20 protein-coding genes are annotated in these 18,606 nt (G+C 40.6%); 6 read left to right on the top strand and 14 right to left on the bottom strand.

Annotated elements, in window-relative coordinates:
- Nucleotides 1–21 precede the first annotated feature (21 nt).
- A complete protein-coding gene (locus SLP02_RS21600) occupies nucleotides 22–429 on the top strand; it encodes a hypothetical protein (protein WP_319422781.1) in 408 nt (135 codons plus the stop codon).
- A 125-nt stretch (nucleotides 430–554) separates the two neighbouring features.
- A complete protein-coding gene (locus SLP02_RS21595) occupies nucleotides 555–743 on the top strand; it encodes a hypothetical protein (RefSeq protein ID WP_319422780.1) in 189 nt (62 codons plus the stop codon).
- Nucleotides 744–795: 52 nt separating this feature from the next.
- Here SLP02_RS21595 and SLP02_RS21590 read toward each other — a convergent pair whose 3' ends face one another.
- Entirely contained in the window at nucleotides 796–969 is a 174-nt protein-coding gene (locus tag SLP02_RS21590; protein WP_319422779.1) for a hypothetical protein, read from the bottom strand.
- A gap of 159 nt (nucleotides 970–1,128) precedes the next feature.
- Nucleotides 1,129–2,409, bottom strand: coding sequence for a sensor histidine kinase (locus tag SLP02_RS21585; RefSeq protein WP_319422778.1), 1,281 nt, complete (start codon nucleotides 2,407–2,409; stop codon nucleotides 1,129–1,131).
- A gap of 110 nt (nucleotides 2,410–2,519) precedes the next feature.
- Here SLP02_RS21585 and SLP02_RS21580 point away from each other — a divergent pair, with 110 nt between their 5' ends.
- Complete coding sequence (locus SLP02_RS21580; protein WP_319422777.1) at nucleotides 2,520–2,993, top strand: hypothetical protein; 474 nt, start codon at nucleotides 2,520–2,522, stop codon at nucleotides 2,991–2,993.
- 175 nt (nucleotides 2,994–3,168) lie between these two features.
- On the opposite strand, the gene SLP02_RS21575 is transcribed toward SLP02_RS21580, so the two are convergent.
- The 8 genes from SLP02_RS21575 to rppA form a co-directional block, all read right to left on the bottom strand.
- On the bottom strand, nucleotides 3,169–3,885 hold the full coding sequence (locus SLP02_RS21575) for an aspartate/glutamate racemase family protein (RefSeq protein ID WP_319422776.1): 717 nt from the start codon (nucleotides 3,883–3,885) through the stop codon (nucleotides 3,169–3,171).
- A 57-nt stretch (nucleotides 3,886–3,942) separates the two neighbouring features.
- Nucleotides 3,943–7,125: an efflux RND transporter permease subunit gene (locus tag SLP02_RS21570; RefSeq protein WP_319422775.1), complete on the bottom strand. Its 3,183-nt coding sequence runs from the start codon at nucleotides 7,123–7,125 to the stop codon at nucleotides 3,943–3,945.
- A 292-nt stretch (nucleotides 7,126–7,417) separates the two neighbouring features.
- Nucleotides 7,418–8,083, bottom strand: coding sequence for an SAM-dependent methyltransferase (locus tag SLP02_RS21565; RefSeq protein ID WP_413467412.1), 666 nt, complete (start codon nucleotides 8,081–8,083; stop codon nucleotides 7,418–7,420).
- A gap of 93 nt (nucleotides 8,084–8,176) precedes the next feature.
- Entirely contained in the window at nucleotides 8,177–9,550 is a 1,374-nt protein-coding gene (locus SLP02_RS21560) for an APC family permease (protein WP_319422773.1), read from the bottom strand.
- Nucleotides 9,551–9,616: 66 nt separating this feature from the next.
- Nucleotides 9,617–10,084: a DoxX family protein gene (locus SLP02_RS21555; RefSeq protein ID WP_319422772.1), complete on the bottom strand. Its 468-nt coding sequence runs from the start codon at nucleotides 10,082–10,084 to the stop codon at nucleotides 9,617–9,619.
- Between the two features lie 82 nt (nucleotides 10,085–10,166).
- Nucleotides 10,167–11,522 carry an efflux RND transporter periplasmic adaptor subunit gene (locus SLP02_RS21550; protein ID WP_319422771.1) on the bottom strand — a complete coding sequence of 452 codons (1,356 nt, stop codon included), beginning with the start codon at nucleotides 11,520–11,522 and terminating at the stop codon, nucleotides 10,167–10,169.
- A 203-nt stretch (nucleotides 11,523–11,725) separates the two neighbouring features.
- Nucleotides 11,726–12,088: a Type 1 glutamine amidotransferase-like domain-containing protein gene (locus tag SLP02_RS21545; RefSeq protein WP_319422770.1), complete on the bottom strand. Its 363-nt coding sequence runs from the start codon at nucleotides 12,086–12,088 to the stop codon at nucleotides 11,726–11,728.
- Entirely contained in the window at nucleotides 12,075–12,749 is a 675-nt protein-coding gene (rppA, locus tag SLP02_RS21540) for a two-component system response regulator RppA (RefSeq protein WP_319422769.1), read from the bottom strand. The genes SLP02_RS21545 and rppA overlap by 14 nt, the downstream gene beginning before the upstream one ends.
- A 57-nt stretch (nucleotides 12,750–12,806) precedes the next feature.
- Between rppA and SLP02_RS21535 the strand changes: the two genes are divergently transcribed.
- A complete protein-coding gene (locus tag SLP02_RS21535) occupies nucleotides 12,807–13,160 on the top strand; it encodes a hypothetical protein (RefSeq protein ID WP_319422768.1) in 354 nt (117 codons plus the stop codon).
- Between the two features lie 238 nt (nucleotides 13,161–13,398).
- Here SLP02_RS21535 and hppD read toward each other — a convergent pair whose 3' ends face one another.
- From hppD to SLP02_RS21515, 4 genes are all read right to left on the bottom strand, one after another.
- Nucleotides 13,399–14,469 (bottom strand): 4-hydroxyphenylpyruvate dioxygenase, encoded by a 1,071-nt coding sequence (gene hppD / locus SLP02_RS21530; RefSeq protein ID WP_319422767.1) that lies wholly within the window; start codon nucleotides 14,467–14,469, stop codon nucleotides 13,399–13,401.
- 32 nt (nucleotides 14,470–14,501) lie between these two features.
- On the bottom strand, nucleotides 14,502–15,359 hold the full coding sequence (locus tag SLP02_RS21525; RefSeq protein WP_319422766.1) for a methyltransferase domain-containing protein: 858 nt from the start codon (nucleotides 15,357–15,359) through the stop codon (nucleotides 14,502–14,504).
- A gap of 111 nt (nucleotides 15,360–15,470) precedes the next feature.
- On the bottom strand, nucleotides 15,471–16,331 hold the full coding sequence (locus SLP02_RS21520; RefSeq protein WP_319422765.1) for an alpha/beta fold hydrolase: 861 nt from the start codon (nucleotides 16,329–16,331) through the stop codon (nucleotides 15,471–15,473).
- A 132-nt stretch (nucleotides 16,332–16,463) separates the two neighbouring features.
- A complete protein-coding gene (locus SLP02_RS21515) occupies nucleotides 16,464–17,264 on the bottom strand; it encodes a glucosamine-6-phosphate deaminase (RefSeq protein WP_319422764.1) in 801 nt (266 codons plus the stop codon).
- A gap of 29 nt (nucleotides 17,265–17,293) precedes the next feature.
- Between SLP02_RS21515 and SLP02_RS21510 the strand changes: the two genes are divergently transcribed.
- Nucleotides 17,294–17,776: a glutathione peroxidase gene (locus SLP02_RS21510; protein WP_319422763.1), complete on the top strand. Its 483-nt coding sequence runs from the start codon at nucleotides 17,294–17,296 to the stop codon at nucleotides 17,774–17,776.
- A 665-nt stretch (nucleotides 17,777–18,441) separates the two neighbouring features.
- The gene (locus SLP02_RS21505; RefSeq protein ID WP_319422762.1) at nucleotides 18,442–18,594 is read left to right on the top strand and encodes a hypothetical protein; all 153 of its coding nucleotides are present in this window, start codon (nucleotides 18,442–18,444) and stop codon (nucleotides 18,592–18,594) included.
- Nucleotides 18,595–18,606 lie beyond the last annotated feature (12 nt).

The raw sequence follows: 18,606 nt of genomic DNA, 5'->3' as shown, positions 1-18,606 counted from the left end.
TCAACAGAAAATAAGCCTAATATGCGTGAAAATATCTGGATTTGCTCAATGAGCAAAATATTCTCTTATCTATTCATATTTACCTGTTTTAGTAATTTAACCTTTCAAAGCTCGAAGAGTAATTTTGCGATCGCACAAGTATTATCAAGCACCGAACCTCAAGTTAATCCCGTGCTACAACAGGCACAAAATCAACAATTTGAAACACAAGAACAATTATTAAGAGACAGACAACAGCAATTCCAAGAACGGTATCAACAACAATGGAATCAACGACAGCAAGAATGGAAAAATAAAAACAGAATTCAACAGCTAGAAAATCAACAAAGACAAAATCTAGAAAGAGTTCGCCAGGAAAACGACTTTAGAAGACAGCAAGAAATAAACCGTCAAAGACGAGAAATTATTCATCCTCAACATTATAAATAATGGCTATTCTTTTTGGGTAGTATACGAAGAAGTAATCAATAATTACTTGGTAATGCCTAAACTCCTCTAGACTGCTCTACTGCCTCAAACAAAGCTCTAAAGTTGTTTTGAGCAAAACTTGCTTCTTGTCTACGCTTAATAAATTCCAGGAGAAATTTTCTTTAATTGCGATCGCCACTCTAAATTATCAAGGCGATCGCCCTTTCCAGGTGGGCAAAAAATCAATAATTAGCATGACTTATAATGTCTTTAATTTGCCCACCTGGAAAGGGAAGAAACCTAAACAAATAAGTTTTCTTCCCCTCGTTCTTTAATTACCAAAAAGTCGGTAATAACAAATATTTTAGTGATCTCGATCGCAAATAACTAAGAGGAAAAACTATTTTCTTCTACAGTTAAGCTGGTTTCATTTCGATCGGGCGCATTAGACCCAGAAGTATCTTTGTCTTTATTGCCACCACAAGCCTGCGCTGTTAAAGGAGCAGCAATCAAAGCTAGAGTTAGAATACCTGCGAAAATTGATGTAGATTTGAGCTTCATTTATTACCTCTTGATATTGTTAATTGTATTGTCATTAATCAGTATGAAAAATAAATATGACACAGACATGACAGCAATTCGTGTCTTAGCCAAGAAACCTCCAGCTAGCTCTAAATCGATACGTCTGATGTGAATTTGGCTCGCAAATTCACGCCTTTCTCAATTATTTGGGAGGCAAATTTGAAATGCTGTTCCCTGTCCTAGCTCACTTTCAACAGTAATCTTGCCATCATGAGCCTGAATAATTTGTTGTGCGATCGCTAGTCCCAAACCAAACCCACCTGTTTGTCTGGTACGGGCTTTATCTACGCGGTAAAAGCGATCGAAGATATAAGGCAAATCGGAGGCGGGAATGCCAATACCTGTGTCTTTGACCGTAATCAAAAAAATCTGGCGGTGTTTAACAAGCAGCGACAATGCAACCATGCCCCCACTATGAGTATATTTAATAGCGTTATCTAATAAGTTACGAACAGCTTGCTGTAGTAAATCGAGATCGCCGTATATCTCTACAGGTTTTGTTGGTATATCCGAATTAAACACGATCCCTTTGTCTATGGCAAAAGTCTGGTATTCAATAGCCAGAGAATTTAATAATTTTGCAACATCGAACTTACCAACGTCTTGGGGCTTCAACTTGCCTTGATGACGAGCTAGAAATAGTAAATTAGTAATTAAATCGCTCATGTATTTACTCTGAGTGACTACATTTGCTAGACGCTGACGGGGTTGAATCGTATCTTCTGCGGGTGTAAGTAAACCGACTTGAGCGTTACTAAGAATTGCTGCTACGGGGGCGCGTAGCTCATGGGAAGCATCGGCAGTAAAACGCTGTAATTGTTCGTAGGATTGTCTTGCGGGCTGCATCGCCAAGCCAGCTAGCAACCAGCCTACTATACCTGTAAAGCCGAGAGTAATTGGGATACCCAGAGATAAGAGTAAACGCGATCGCGCTAAAGAATTATTAACAGCTTCTAAGGACACCGCAACCTGTAAATAGCCAATTAAAGATTTGTTTTTCTTTAAAGGCAGAGATAAAATACGCAGCTTTGTTTGATAAGTCATATCCTGATGGTTGCAATCGTATTCTATAGTCTGCCATTGACGTGACACTAAAGTTTGACTACCAGGACATTTACCAATAAACTCGCTCAGGTGTTTTTGAGCGTCATACCAGCGAGTACAGATTATTTTTGATTCAGTAGCAACTACACGACTTGGTAAAGATACGTTTTCGGTGTTTATCTGCCAGCTTTTTCCTTGTTGTTCATAGCTGGTGAGAGAGGCAATTTCCTTGGCTTGAGCGTATACTTCTTTGTCAAATTCTCGCATTTGTTCTGTTACCTGACGTTGATAAACCGTGAAGGCAAACAAAATTAGAATACTTCCCATTGAGAGAGTAAACCAATAAGCCAGACGACGACGAGAGAGATCGAACATTTAGTAAAATATGATTGAAGAATTTTGAGGCAAAGCATCGATTGTCTTCTTGACACTTCTTTGTCATATTTAAGCGTCACAATAAATATTAAAACGAATTAAATAACGATATGAACAAATTTTCCTTAAAAACCATCGTCACAACTCTGATTGGTACAGGTATTGTAGGTAGTTTAGTAGCTTTACCCGTTCGCGCTAGCGAGGATAATTTGATTGAACCAACAAGCAACTTAATTTTAAGCCAAGTTTCTGATGGAGAACGTAATTATACTGAACCTTCAGATAATTATAATTTTAAAAACATCATTGGTTTGACTGGTTTAGCAATAGGTACTGGTGTTGTGGGCTATCATTTAACCCGCGCCTACAAGCTTTCTTTGGCTAACTCATTACCTACTGTAAATAACAGCAGTACCTCTTTGCTTACCCGCGTCAGTCCCAAACTACGTCGAGAATTATTGAGGTTAGTGCATAATCAGCAGACAGCAGATCGCCTGTTGTCTGGTACTTTTAACAGTCATCGAGATCGTTCTGCCAATTGGTTAGCCGAAAAAGTCATTTACGATCTCAAACGCGATCGCTAGTTCTTAAAATCGATAAATGAGTTAGCTGTCTTAACCAAGAGATCGGTAGTAATGTCTTTATCTCAATGAAAAGCAAACTTACCATCCTATTTGTTGAGCGATAGCACTTCACCGCATAATTTTAAAATAGCGATCGCCTAAAGAATAACTACTAAAATAAATATCCGTACTCATATTAACAAACAGCCAACTTTGCGGCTTTGTCAACGTGTAGCGCAGTAGTATCAAATAATGGTAATTCTGAGACATCACCTGGCTTGAGCAACGTTTCAATTTCAGTACAACCTAAAACAATGCCTTGTGCGCCCAAAGCTTCTAGCTGGCGAGCAATCCTGACATATTGTTGTTTAGATGTGTCTTTGATGATATTCTTGACCAACTCATCGAAGATAATGCGATCAACCAGATTCATGTCTTCCTTCTTCGGTACAACGACATCAATGCCACGCTGAATATAGTAATCGCGCATATAGTTAGCTTCCATGATAGGTAATGTACCTAGCAACCCAATAGTATCAATTTTTGCAGATTTAATTGCTTCTATTGTCGGTTCGGCGATATGCAAAAAAGGTACTTTGATAGCTGCTTCAATTTGAGGTGCAACCCGATGCATTGTATTAGAAACGCAAAGTATAAAGTCTGCACCTGCTCGTTCTAGTTTCAAAGCTTTATCAACAAGATAATCTGCTGAATCATCCCATTGGTTACTTCGTACAAAGGCTTCAATATTAGCAAAATTAACACTGTGCATAACAATTTCAGCAATATTGTAGCCACCCATTAACTCATTCACACGTTGATTAATTCCTTTATAATAATTGACGGTAGCTATATTACTCATACCACCTAAAATGCCGATAGTTTTCAGAGGAATGACTTGATGATTGGTCATAAAAATAATTTAGTAATAATTTAGTAAATACTTGTTTTTGCTGATTGCTATTGTTTTCTAACTTTTATCCTTTACCAATTTCCTTGATTTTACCTCACCCTCATGCTCTTGTTTACTTCTTCTAGGTTGAAAATCCTCTAACAATCCCATCAAAGCAGGAATTACTGTGGGAGTTAAGAAAGTAGAGAGAGCCAAACCACCCGTTAAGACAATACCTAAACCCTGATAGAGTTCTGCACCTTTTCCTGGAAGAATCGCTAATGGTAGCATACCCAGTACGCTAGTTCCTGCGGACATAAAAATAGGACGCAAGCGATCGCCGACGGCAGAATAAAGAGAAGCATCGTATTCCATCCCTTCTGACTGAAGTTGTAAAGCGCGGTCGACCAAAAGAATAGCATTGTTTACTACTACCCCTGTGAGGATGACAAAACCCAAACCTGTAATCATATCTAGAGGAACAACTACACCAGGGATAACATTAGCAATTAATAGAGATAATAATCCGCCAGTCATTCCCATTGGTACCGTTGCCATGATTAATAATGGGTAGATGAAAGAGCGATACAAAGCGACTAACAGTAAATAGGTAATTACTAAAGACAGTAAGAAAGTAGAGCCTAACTGAAGTAAAGTTTCAGCTAAAATATCTGCCGATCCTGCTAACTCAACTCGCACGCCTGGGGGTAATTCTTGACGTAGGGGAGCGAGAATTTCTTGTTCGGTGCGATCGATTAATGCACCTAAAGGAGCGTCACTAGCCACACTAGCAGTTAGGGTAATCGACCTTTCTAAATCGACGTGGTTAATCGTATCTGCGCCTGTGGTTTCTAATACTTCTGCCACATCGGCTAGCTGCACCCTTTGACCATCACCGTTAAAGATAGCTAGTTGGCGTAGTTGTTCGGGAGTTTCGACAAAGGTATCTTGCAATTCAACGCTAACATCTAGTTCGCGTTTACCATCGACAAATTCCGAGGCTCTAACACCGCCCAAAGCAGCCTGTACCATTTCCCCTATTTCCCCTTCTGATAATCCTGCTTCTGCTAGCCGTTCGCGGTTGGGAATTACCTGTAATTCTGGCGCACCCGTCACAAAATCGGCACGAACATTTTGAATTCCTGGTAACTCGCTTATTTGTTGAGAAATTTGTTGTTGTAATCCGTCTATTTCTGGTAAGTTTTCTCCAATTACCTGCACCTCAAATTCTTTACCAGGATCTTGGAAAATAGAAGCGCGTCTGGGTATGAGAAAACGATAACCAGGGAAATTCGCGCTGGCTTCTCGCAGACGGTTGACTAGACCATTTAAATTATTACCCGTAGCTTCTTCAGATTTAATAAAAGCAGCAATCACCCTTAGCCCTGGACGATGTACGTAAACAGTACGCATTACCTCTGGTTGTTTGCTGACAAAATCTCTAGGTGCTTGAGAAAGTTCTATTGCTTCGGGAATACTCGTACCTGGAAAGGGTTCAGCCAGCCACAAAACTTGGTTGCGGTTTCCTTCTGGTAGATAATCGGCGGGGGGTAATAGTGGGAAACTGACGAGTAACAAAACTATGGGGAGTGCGAGAACCAATAGCCGACGTTTTAATTTACCTCTGCCCAACGACCAGCGAACGGTTTTTAAAAGAAAGTTCTCTAATTTACTCTCTCCTAGACGAAAAATCGCCGAAATTTTGGCAACAGAACGCTCTAGCCAATTACCACCTCTATATTCTGCCCCTGCAAGCATTTGTTCTGCTTCTGTCCGCTTGAGAAACAGTCCCGCTAACATGGGAATTAGAGTTAGGGCTGCAAATAGGGAAAATAGTACCGAAGCCGAAAGGGCAATCCCAATATCAAAGAATAGTTGTCCCGCTTCCCCTGTAACTAATACGATAGGCGCAAATACGGCAACGGTGGTTAGGGTAGAAGCTAGCATCGCACCACCTACTTCCTGTGTACCATCGATCGCAGCTTTCATAGGAGTTTTACCCTGCTGCATATGGGTAAAGACGTTTTCTAAGACGACGATCGCATTATCTACTACCATCCCCACCGCAAAGGCTAACCCCGCCAAACTAATTACGTTTAGGGTACGACCTAATAAGTAGAAGACAATAAAGACGGTAATTAAAGTCGTGGGAATGGCGATCGCAATTACGCCAACTGTCCTTAACGAACCGAGGAACAACAGTAATACTAAAGCTGCGAGTATCGCACCGATAATTAGATTACTCTGGACAAAAGAAATCGATTCATTAATATAGTCATTTTCATCATAGGTAATGTCAAAGGCAATACCTTCCCCTTCGCGATCGAATCTCGCTTCTAGTTCTAGTAAAGCTTCCCTGATTCCTGCCGAAATTTCGGGTACATTACCACCTATCTGACGAATAATTCCCGTAGCTACGGCTGGTTCGTTTTCCCTAATTAAGGCTCGGTCTTGGATAGCCCGACCCATGCGGGCTTGAGCTACATCCCCTAGATAAACTATCCCCGACTCATCCCGACGCAGCACAAATCCTTCTAGTTGTTCGACATCTTCGATCCGACTAACGGTTCTAACCCGATACTCTCTGCGTTCCAACACTAAAGGACCACCGCGAATATCTTGGTTATTGTTGCGGAGAGTGTTAGCGACATCGCCAATGGTAAGATTGCGATCGGCTAAAGCTTTAGGATTTACAATTACTTCTACTTCTCGTTCTCTACCGCCAGAGACTAAAAACTGTCCCACACCCTGCACCTGTCGGAAGCGAGGCACAATTACATCATCAACCAAATCCCGATAGCGATAATCATCGGCAGTAAAACCTTCTTTGGGTGTCAAAATAACCCACATCATAGGGTCGCTGCTACCGCTTACCACTTCCACATCCGATTCATCGGCTTCTGTCGGCAACGCTTCAACCTGCTGTAGTTTATTGAGAACATCCACCAAAGAGCGATCGATATCGCTATTCCAGTTAAACTCAACATTAATAGTACTAACTCCCGAACTACTGGTGCTGGTAATTTCTTGTATCCCTTGAACTTCTTCTAATCTTTCTTCAATCGGACGAGTTACCAAATCTTCTACTTCGGCAGGAGAAGCCCCCAAATAGGGAGTAGTAATACTTATTTCAGGGCGATCGCCTCCAGGCTGTAATTCTAGCGGTAATTGAAATAGTGCCAAAACCCCAAATAATGCCAGTAGACAAAATAAAACACCCGTACCATGTCGCCAGCGAACGGCGGTTCTAATTAAACTCATTGTATGCTTAGTGCTTAGTTGTTATCGAATTGGTAGGGGCGAAGGGTCGTTCACCCTTACCTGTAAGGTTTTCGGCTTTGGTGAATCGAGGTATGATTGCCTGAAGTTGTGTTATATTTTATACTCTTTAAAAAGCTTATAGCTTATGGCTTAGAGATTATAGCTATATGCGTAGCGGTGACGGACACGAAGCTAATTCTTTAGGAATCCTTTAGGACGAACAAAAATACTTTGTATGTCATACACTTGTTGAAAGAGTGCCAGATTTTCTTGTTCGCCTTACTACTTCTGCTTAAATCGAATTCGGGTCAACTAAATTAGCGGGGGGTTTTTCAGGTACAGTCCACAAGTAAACTGTATGCGTTTGACCATCGACTTCTATCTGTTCTGTTCGTTCAGGTTGCCATTCACCCATATCAAAATCATGAGAAACGATGCGCGTTCCAGGTTTTAATTGGCTGAGTAACTGTGGTCTAAGTTGAACATTCAAGGTGGGCAAAAGGTATAGCGTCACGACAGTAGCATCGCTAAAATTACTTTGAAACAAATCTTGGTTGAGGAAACGAACGCGATCGCTAACTCCAGCTTCTTTGGCATTGGTATTAGCTTCTTGAATGCGCTGCGGATCTATATCTATACCCACAGCACGACTGATACCGTAATTTTGAATTGCTGTGATGGGAATGCGTCCATCTCCACTGCCGAGATCGTAAAGGACATCGTTTTGGTCGATATTAGCTAAGGCTAACATTCGCTCTACCACTTCTGATGGAGTTGGAACATAAATTACATCTGGTTCTTTTAATGCTGGAGACTGTGCCGTAGTGGAAGCAGATGTTTGAGATTCGGTAGCTATGGAATCTGCTTTGGTTGATGCACCAATAGTTGAAGCGCATCCAGTGGCAATCGAGCTAAGGGCGATCGCCAATAAAGCAATAGTACGTTGAAATGGAATCATCATAATCTCCTAAAAAAATTAATTAAAGTTAGCGATAGATAATTAGGGGTTGTCTAGTAATCAGTGACTTGAAAGTGATAGGTAGGGAGTAAACTACTTAATCGTTACCTTTTCTGACTGCCTCAAATTCCACCACAGCAAAGGCAGTCCCAGTAGCGGGACGATCGCACCAAGCAAACCGCCCCAACCGGTATAAACTAAACTCGCCCTCAGCATATAAGCACAAATGCCACAAAACATTAGGGGGGTCAGGGGATAAAAAGGCACGCTAAAATAACGCTCGACGTTTCGATCGCGCCTTCGCAGGATAAAAAGCGATATTCCACTCAGTAAAAAGAAAAACCAAAAGGCTGGCGCGGTAAAATCTACCATCGTCTCAAAACCCTGACGGGTAAATGTTCCCACTCCCACTAGTAGAAGTGCGATCGCAGCCTGTAAAATTAGGGCATTGGCTGGAGTATTTCCATGTCCGCGCTTTAAAAAGGCAAAAATAGTCACATCTTGCCCTAAAGCGTAATTGGCTCTTGCCCCTGTAATAATGGTGGCATTGAGAGAGCAGATTGTAGCGATCGCTACCAAAAGACTGGTTAATACTGCTCCTGTTTCTCCCAGACTTAATCGCATCAGATCGGCGACGACTGCTTGAGATTCTGCCATTTGGGTCAGTCCTAATCCTCTGATTAATGCCCAGTTGATCAGTAAATAGAGTGTAGTAATGATACCAATACTCCAAACTAAAGCTTTGACAATGTTTTGCCGACCATTGCGGACTTCGGCAGAGATATAGGCTGCTTCATTCCATCCGCCATAACTGAGCAATATAAACACCATCATCAGACCAAAATTACGGGGAATTGCTGAATCAGACTGAATGAGATTGGTAGTAATAACAGTCGGTTCGACTGTTGAAACCGAAATCAAGGAGAAAGAAATAGCGAGGGCGATCGCCGAAATGACAATTAGTCCTGTAACCTGAAGAAAAGCTAATAAAGTTTGTGTCTGCTTACCCTGTCGAACTCCCAGTAAATTCAATCCAGTTAAAAAGACAATGGCGATCGCCGCATAGATGACAGAAGAAAAATCTCCCCACCGCCATAACTGCGAGGCATAATCCCCAAAGACGAATGCAAGTAGAGCAATTGAACCTGTCTGAATCACGCTCAGGCGCGTCCAGGCAAATAAAAAGGCGATCGCCTTGCCAAAAGAACGTTTGAGATAGTAGTAAGTACCACCAGGATGGGGATAGTTGGTGGCTAATTCGGCATAGCACAACGCACCTATCAAAGATATCACTCCGCCCAGTCCCCAAGTCAATAAGACATTAGCTGTACTACCCGCGTTGGCAGCTACCAACGAAGGCGTTTCAAAAATGCTTGCCCCGACTACTATGCCGACAATTATGGCAACAGTATCAATCAGAGATAGAGTAGGCTTTAGGGCGATTGTCGAACGAACAGCTAATTTCAAAATGCTTCTCCTATAATTTGCAATGTTAAAGCTGATAATTTTGGCATTGGTATTAAAGTATGATTTTTAGTCAGAGCGATCGCGTTTATTTTTTAACCAAGCATCTACAGAAATGCGATTAAAACTCAATCCTGCCAGAAGAATAAATAAAACAATGTTATAAGCCAGTTGACCGCTAGCTCCGTCCCAGTTTTGAATGATAGTAATGCCGTACATCAAAACAGCCATCAAAATAAAACAGGCGATTAATGCCGAGCGCGTAAACAAACCAATAGTTATCAAAATTCCGACTATTAGTTCGACTGGTGGTACTAAAGCTGCATTGACTCTGACTAGAAATTCGGGAATCCAAGAACCCTGCATAGTACTTACCATCGAATCTATAAAGCCAGGAATATTGAAAATTCTAGTTGCGCCGTGATTGAAGTAATTAATCCCAACTACGATTCGCAGTAGAGTATAAGCAGCAACAATATCTCTGGTTTTTAAACTAAGATTAGTTTGATTTTTAATATTGGGTTTATTTTCCAGCATAGTTAAGACATAGTTCAGTGCGTATATACAATCGATAGCTTCTCACTACTGCGATGGGAAGTGAGTCTTTTAAAATTACTCTTTACTCAACCACCTGCACCGCAGCACTATTTGTAAGTCCATCCCCACCTGTGACGACGATTGCCTGTCCTGCTTCTAATTCTGGATTGGCAATAACTACTTCCTTTCCCAAATCTCCAACCATCTCTACTTGATGCTGTTCTGCTCGATTATCATTAACAGCAAACAATAACCATTCATTTCTGCGTCTGGTTAAAGCATCGCGAGGCACAATAAAGGTATCAGTATTTTCTACTGGTACGGCTAGATTTGCTTGAATTGCCATCCCTGGTAACAATTCTTGAGATGGATTATCCAAGCTAACCCTAACTAATTGTCGGCGAGAAGCCGTATTAGCGGTGGGTACTACTGCGGTAATTTCAGTCTCTTGTTGCCAATTAGGTAATGCTCTAGCATTTAGGGTTACTTTCATTCCTGGTGCAACTTGTCCGCTTAAACTTTCTGGCACTTCTAAAAAGATATCCAAGGAGCGATCGCCTACTAAACTCAATACAGGGTCACTTATCTCCACATAATCTCCAGGATCGACATCCCGCGATTGCACTATTCCTGAAAAAACTGCCTTGATTTGGGTGCGCTGCATCCCCAGTTCTGCTTGCTCTACGGCAGCTTGAGCAGCAGCTACTAAACCTTGCTGTGCGTCGATTTCTTCTTGAGTCGGGCCTGCTTGTGCTTCGGATAAAAAGGCTTGAACGCGGAATTTCTCGCTGGTTGCAGTGTCAGCTTCCGCTTTGGCTTCTACCAAAGCTCTTTGGGATAACGCCCCTTCTTCAGTTAAACCTGACACTCTTGATAAATTATCTTGTGCTTCTAATTCTCTGGCTTTAGCTGCATTTAACTCTGCCTGTCTTTGAGCCATAATTTCGGGGCGAGTACCTACCTGCAACCTAGCCAAATTGCCTCTTTCCTGAGCCAGTCTTGCCTGTGCTTCGGCTAGAGCCAATCTAGAATCGGCATCATCAAGAATTGCTACCGTCATTCCAGTCCTTACGCGATCGCCCTCTCTCACCAAAACTTGTTGTACTCTGCCATCTATTTGGGGACTTAAAGTTGCCCTTTCTCCTGCTTCTACTTGTCCTAATAATTCAATCTCCCTGTTACCTGTACCTGTTTTTAGGGCTATGGTTTTAACGGATTTAGGTGGTGGTTCTTGGGTACTAGATTCTACTGTTGGTGCGGGGGAAAGCGTAGATACTTGCCACAAAGCTGCAACTCCTCCTAAAAGCAGAATTGCCCATAACCATCTAGGTAGTGTAATCTTTTTTTTGCTGGATTTTGGGAATTTTTCTGCCTGCTGTTCTTCTGGCTTGTATTCTAATTCTGAAGGCTGATTAGGTGGAATGTTAGCTGATTTCATGATTTTACATGGGTTTATCGGTCGAGAATTCTCTTGGAGAAGAACAAAAAATTTAATTACACTTTATTGAGTATATTTATTTGCTATTTGGGCTGTTTGTTTTATTTGTTTGAATTAACCTTCTTATATTTATTCTTAACTCGCAAATATGACACAGAAATGACAGAACTATTTTTTAGTGCCGATGCCTTTTACCAGCAAGTCTATTGACCTAAATACCTTGCTGATATAGGTTCTTCAACTATTTCTTCATTATTTAACTTGACTTTATAAGCCTTTGCTTGTGGTCTGGAAGCAACAACCTCAACAATTTTTTGTCCTTCAAAAAGTACTGCTGCTCCGTCATCAATCCCAATTCCTGGGGGAAGCTGACCATTTTTTATTAACGAGTGAAAATTAGGTCTACGATTTAATTCGCCGTCGTAGTGTGGCGTACAGCTACCATAAATTAAACCTAAACTTAGCAAGGGACTCAATTTACCACAGTAGAAAGAACTCCGACTTTTTTGGTGAATGAATGGTATAACTCTTTGCTTGAGAAAGAAAACAAATTTAATCTCGAACATCCAAACGATAACCCATGCCGTAAACCGTCTCTAACCAATCTTTTGCGCCAATTGCTGCCATCCGCTGTCGCAATCTTCTAACTAAAGTTGTTACCGCATTGCTTTCAGGCTCGCTACCCCAACTCCAAAGTGCCTGCTCGATTTGATCGCGAGATAATACTTGTTGAGGATGACGCATCAAATATTCCATCAGTTGAAATTCTCTGACGGAAAGCTGTATTTTCTGTTCTCCTTTTTCTAGGTTCAGGCTGGTTAAATCTAACTGTAGATCTGCTAAAGTTAGTGTGTCTCCCGTCCATAAAGGCGATCGCCTGCCTAAAGCTCTTACTCTTGCTAATAACTCTAAAACATCTACGGGTTTGACAATATAGTCATCCGCACCAGCATCTAAACCATCAACCTTATCCACTGTAGTATCTTTGGCAGTTAGCATTAGCACTGGTGAAGTATTACCCAGGTTACGATACTGTCGGCAAAGTTCAACCCCATTAACTTGAGGTAACATCCAGTCTAAGATTAGTAGGTCATAGCCTTTTTCTTTAATTAGCCATTGTGCCGTTGCCCCTTCTTCTACCGCATCAACAATATGTCCCACTTGTGATAAGGCTGCCTGTAAAGGCTCTAGCTGCGCGGGGTCATCTTCGACTAACAAAATCAACATCTTTATTAGGCATTGAATAAGATAGATAAATGATAAACGATCAATGGTAAACAATAAATGTTGCGCTTAGAGTTTTGGTTGCCTTTACCTCTATTGGGACTAGCTTTTTGGCTGATGAGCGGATTAATAACCGACCATAGTTTAAAATACTCTCACCAGTCTGTAAAGTCTTATGAAATTACTGCCAACGAAGCACTATCGGGTAATAAAATTCTATATATCAAAGTTATAGTCAACCGCGACCGCAATACTTCAAGAGTGAAAGTAAAACAGGCAACTCAAGTTTATCAAAAACAAGAGTTTGAGTTAGATAGTGCTGATTTGTCCCAAATAGAAACAGAGATCGCTCAAAAGCTCGGTTTGCCTGCTGAACAACTTAGTCAACTACTACGCTATCAGATTAAAGAATAGAACAGATTAGCGATCGCTAACCTGAGTAATTTCTAGATTATAGCCACCAAATTTTAAATCTCTAAACATTGTCTTGAACGGCGCATTCGCGCCAGCGTCCCGAAGCGCGAAGTTGCGTTGCGGAGGTTTCCTCCGTTGAGCAAACTTCGTAAGAAGGGACTTTGAGCCGATAGGCTCTGTGTCGCTTATGGGGGAAAGCCAAGGCGCGTTTCGCGCTGCTGTCACCGTTGGTCAATTCTCAAACTCGCTTAACTTGTTCCCTTTCCACTGCTTCAAACAAGGCTTTAAAGTTGCCTTGACCAAAACCTTTTGCTTCTTGTCTACGTTCAATAAATTCAAGAAAAAAAGTTGGTTGCTCAAAAATGGGCTGAGTAAAAATCTGCATCAGCAAAGATTTAGCAACAGGCTGATGTTTTAAATTTCCTTGATCGCTATCGACCAAAATTTGGTTATTGGCGATCGCTTGCCACTCTTGCGTACTTAACCATGATTTATGCTTTAGCAGACTGTAATAGGACTGGGGTACGGTTAAAAATTTAAGATGAGGCTGCATCAAAGCCACGTCAGCAATCAAGTTTTGCGATCGCAATGCTAGGTGTTGAATACCCGATCCACCATTAAGATTGATAAATTCTTGAATCTGAGAATTAGTTGAAGTTGGCTGATTAATATTAAACTGCACTTCACCGCTATCATCGATTAAAGCCTGACTGCTTAATCCCGATTTTTCAGTCTGAATATTAAAACTCTGCTGTATTTTAAATCCAAATAGAGACTGATATAGACTTACAGCCGAGTCTAATTTACCCGCAGCAACGTTGAGAACAACGTGATCGATGTGAGTAATATTTGTCTTGAAATTAGCCTTGAGCGAACATGGCTCAAGATCTATATCTGGTAAGCAATAATCAAATTTATCTGAAGTCGCTTCAATTAAAGTATGTTGGATAAAATTCCAGCCAGTAATTTTGGCAGCTTTAAATTTCCCTGGTAACGATTGATAAGTTTGAGGATGCTGTAATATTTTTACTCCTAAGTGCTTTGCCTGACTAACAACTGATTTAAGATCATCTACTCTAAAGGCAATATCTACTATTCCCGAAGGATGAAACTCAAGATACTTGGCAACTGAACTAGTAGTATTTAAGGGCGAAGAAATTACCAAAAAAGCCGAATTTAAGCCAATTACCTCAGTATGAGTGTGTTTATTAATACTTCTGGCGATCGCTTGAAAGCCGACATTGTGGATAAACCAGTCTCTAGTTCTTGCTGCATTCCTAGTGTAGAAATGAACATGATCGATCTTCATAAAGTTATTACTGACGTAACTGTTAAGCCTATCTATTTCGTAGCACAAATTAACCCAAAGCGAATCAATCCTCTAGCATAACCGCGACTCATCAGATTCAAAGATAATGCTCCTTGAACTGTTTGCCAACCTGCTTGAAATAAACCCACAATTGCCTGGGGTGTAATAGCCGAGTCGATTACTACATCCCAAAAAGGTGCAACCGCTATCGACCAATCATCTGATTTAAGCTCATTGAAGCCACATTCAAAGGCGATCGCTCTATACTCGGACAAAGAGATAACATAGGGTAGGCAGTATACACGATAAATTTCTTTGAGGTGAGCAATTTCATTAACAGTTAGATTCCCAGCTAAAGAGTCAGTTTCCCGATGACACCAGGTAGCCAAAATTATTTTTCCGCCTGGCTTTAAGACACGATAACATTCTGCCAAAAACTTAGTCTTATCGGGCATATGTTCACCGCTTTCTAATGACCATACCAAATCAAAAGTATTGTCCTCAAAAGGCATCTCTAAAGCGTTTGCCACTTCAAACCTAACGCGATCTTCTAAATCTGCTTCTGCTGCTCTTTCCCTGGCTCTAAATGCCTGCACAGGAGATAAAGTAATCCCAGTCGCTTTGCTGCCAAACTTCTGTGCCAAATGCAAGGTACTGCCACCAATACCGCAGCCGACATCAATTATGTTCTCTGGCGCATTGTTTTCAGCATAACCAGCCCAAATTAATAGCTCTTCAATTAATTCTATTTGCGCCTGACGACGATCTAATTTGTAGTTACCATTTTTACCATAGTAACCATGGTGCATATGTTCTCCCCAGATTTCTTCCCACAGTCCACTAGAGGCATCATAAAATTCTCGAATATCTTGATATAAGTTGTTACTCATTAATTCTGGTACAGCTATGCGATCGGGCTTGTTACACTCTACCTGAATCTCTTGTTTTTCGCTAAAAATAATGGCATTAAGTAAAAAACCATCAATAAAGGAGCGCAGCTTTTAGTTATTAGTTGTTAAAGAAAGGTTATTATGAGGCTGTAAAAATTCTCTGACGGTTTTTAGATATGCTGCGGGATCTTCTAGCATGGGGAAATGAGAAGTTTTAGGTAGTTCGACATATTTAATGTTGTCGTTTAAGGCTGCTGCCTGTTTACCCATTTTTGCAGGAATGATAATATCCTTTTCTCCAGACACCATCAGAGTTGGTACGCTGATTTGAGCAAACTCTTGGGGCATAATTTCTACAGCCTTTTGGCTGACGGAGGTGTAGATTGTTCCTGCTGCTGCATCATAATCAGCCAACAGGAAATCTTCTAAAAATGCTAGGCGATCGCTTTTGTTAATCGGACGATGAAGAAATCGCGCCATAAACATTTGATCGGCAAAAGGAAATTTCAGAAACCAATTATAGCGAAACTTAACCACGTATCCGCCAAATTTATGAAAAGCAGCAAAGGCTTTGGCATCATATTCAAAAATACCGTTACAGGTAAGAATTGCTGCCTGGACGCGATCGCCATAACGATTGAGAAACAGAGTGGCGATCGATGCTCCCATAGAGTGAGCGTTGATATATACCCGCTCAAGTCCTAAAGCATCTAATAAAGCTGCCAAATCTGCTGCATAGTCCTCCATATCGTAACCCAATACAGGTTCTGGAGGTAAAGAAGAACGACCAAAACCACGCAGATCGTAAAGTAGACAATCAAAATCATCTGCTAAAGCCTCGGCGGTGCTACGCCAATATCTTGCCGAACCTCCCCAGCCATGAACAAACACCATTACTGGCTTAGAGTTAGCTTGCTGGTGACGAATCCATTCATAATGATGACTTACTCCACGAACGACTACTGTAGGCATATGATTATTAATAAACTTTTGGCTGCTTGATATTTAGTCTATGACTTAGGGTCAGGATATTTCTAGTTGTTTTAATTGTCTTAACATTAAAGATATTAAACATGGGAACTACAAAAAATAGGCTTTTAGCAATTATTGTAATTTAAACAAACTAATTGAATCCAAATCACAAAATAAAGTTGCCTGGGGTTGTTGGCGTAAAATAGTTGCAGGAAAATTAGGCGCGATCGCTTTGGTTAAAGTTTTCTCAACTACTCCTGCTTTATGACTTCCCCCCGCTAAACAAAAGATCTTCTTAGCCGCACAAATTGTCGGCATAGTCAGAGTATAGGCATAACTTGGTACAGCATCTAAATTGGCAAAATAACCACCGTTAACCTGTTGCTGACGGGTTTTGGTTTCTAGCTGGGCTAGCTTGACTACATAAGGATCGTTAAAATCGGCAACGTTAGGCTCATTAAAAGCAATGTGTCCATTGTCGCCAATGCCTAACAAGCAAAGGTCAATTTCCTGCTGCTGTAATAAATTAGCATAACGCAGACATTCGCTTAAGGGTTCTGGTGCATCACCTTGAATATAGTGAAACATATAAGGCTGAACTTGCTGTTCTACCTTATGGCGCAAATAATAACGAAAACTTCCAGGATGATCTGCTGTAATGCCTAAATATTCATCCAGATGAAACAGAATTATCCGTGACCAGTCTAATTTATCTTGAACAGCTATTTCACTCAAAAACTGTAGCTGAGAGTTACCCGTTGCTAAAATAATACTTACTGTTTCTTGTTGTGCCAACAGCGATCGCAGATAATTTTGAGCTTGATTAGCTGCATCTTGAGTAAACTCAGCAGTAGAAGCAGCGATTCTGACAGATAAATCATCAACTTTAATAACCTGAGTGTTTTGGAGAGATGGTACAGTACGATCTGTCATATTTAGTAAATCTGATTCCAAAGCAGAACATGAGTAATATATCCGATATAGCTATAAAAAACATCGATGGCGATCAGGAAAAATTTGCCGACTATAAAGGCATGGTGTTGTTAATTGTTAACGTTGCTTCCTACTGTGGTTATACTCCTCAATATCAAGGACTGGAAGAGTTGAATCAAGAATATGGCGATAAAGGTTTGCGAGTTATGGGTTTTCCCTGTAATGATTTTGGCTCTCAAGAACCAGGTTCAAACGAAGAGATTGCCGAATTTTGTGAAACTAAATATGGTGTCAGCTTCGATATGTTTGATAAAGTTCATGCCCAGGGTTCTAAGCAACATCCTCTATACCAAATTCTAACTAATTCTGTTGAACCTCAAGGAGATGTCGCCTGGAACTTTGAAAAGTTTTTGATTAATAAAGATGGTGAGGTAGTGGCGAGATTTGGTAGTGGCGTTACTCCTACTTCTTCTGAATTGATTCAAGCTATTGAAGCAGAATTGGCAAAGTAAATGTTATTAGGGCGTTGCTAATTTAACGTATGACGTACAACAGCAAGACTTGCCCTTGCGCCCTTCGGCGACGCGGGCTTCCTTGCTCAAAGTGTTTCTGTTCGTAGCTATTAGCTATTAGCTGTTAGCTATCAGCTTTTCAAACTTACTTGTGATTTGAGACTTTTTATAGATCATCGTCCGATTGTGCAACGCCGCTATTAGAATAAATGTTTTTTAGGCGATCGCTTTTCTATTCAAAAAGCTCTAAGCTTGGCAATAAAAAAAAGCTGGAAACTCCTTTCTCTTGCTTGTACCTATAGTCGGCGGAGTTTTTGATCCAGATTTAGGAGCATATTCTTTTCTCCATTAGAGATTAACTTTATCTTGACGCTAAAATTAATAATCCCAGCTTTTATGTATTTTTGTTCCAAGGTTATCTAAAATCTAGATCGATAGAAAATGAAATATATGAATGTTTATGAATTAACTTACATACTTAAAACTCGGTTAAGAACTTGATAATACATATTCTATTTTAACCAATGTATAAAATTTATTTTGTTTTTATGAAGCAATTTTAAAGTTTTGATTTAGAATTGCTAATTTATATATTTGTCTCTAGATGATTCGAGCATAATAAGACATACTAATATTTGTAGGGATAGGCGGTAGAGGAATTAACGATGTTGGAAAGAATAATGTTAGCAGCAGTCATAACGTGCTGCATTTATTTGTTTTTAAATTTGGGTGGCAAATCATCTAAGACACCATCTTTTGATGCCCAAAAAGAGACAGTTCCAACATTTTTGCATCGCGTTGCCTTTTTAAATCCCTAGCTAAACAGTTAG

Source organism: Pleurocapsa sp. FMAR1, from assembly GCF_963665995.1.
Classification (GTDB): Bacteria; Cyanobacteriota; Cyanobacteriia; order Cyanobacteriales; family Xenococcaceae; genus Waterburya.
Note: the sequence above shows the minus strand (reverse complement) of the source record. Positions and strands in the feature narration are given on the sequence as shown.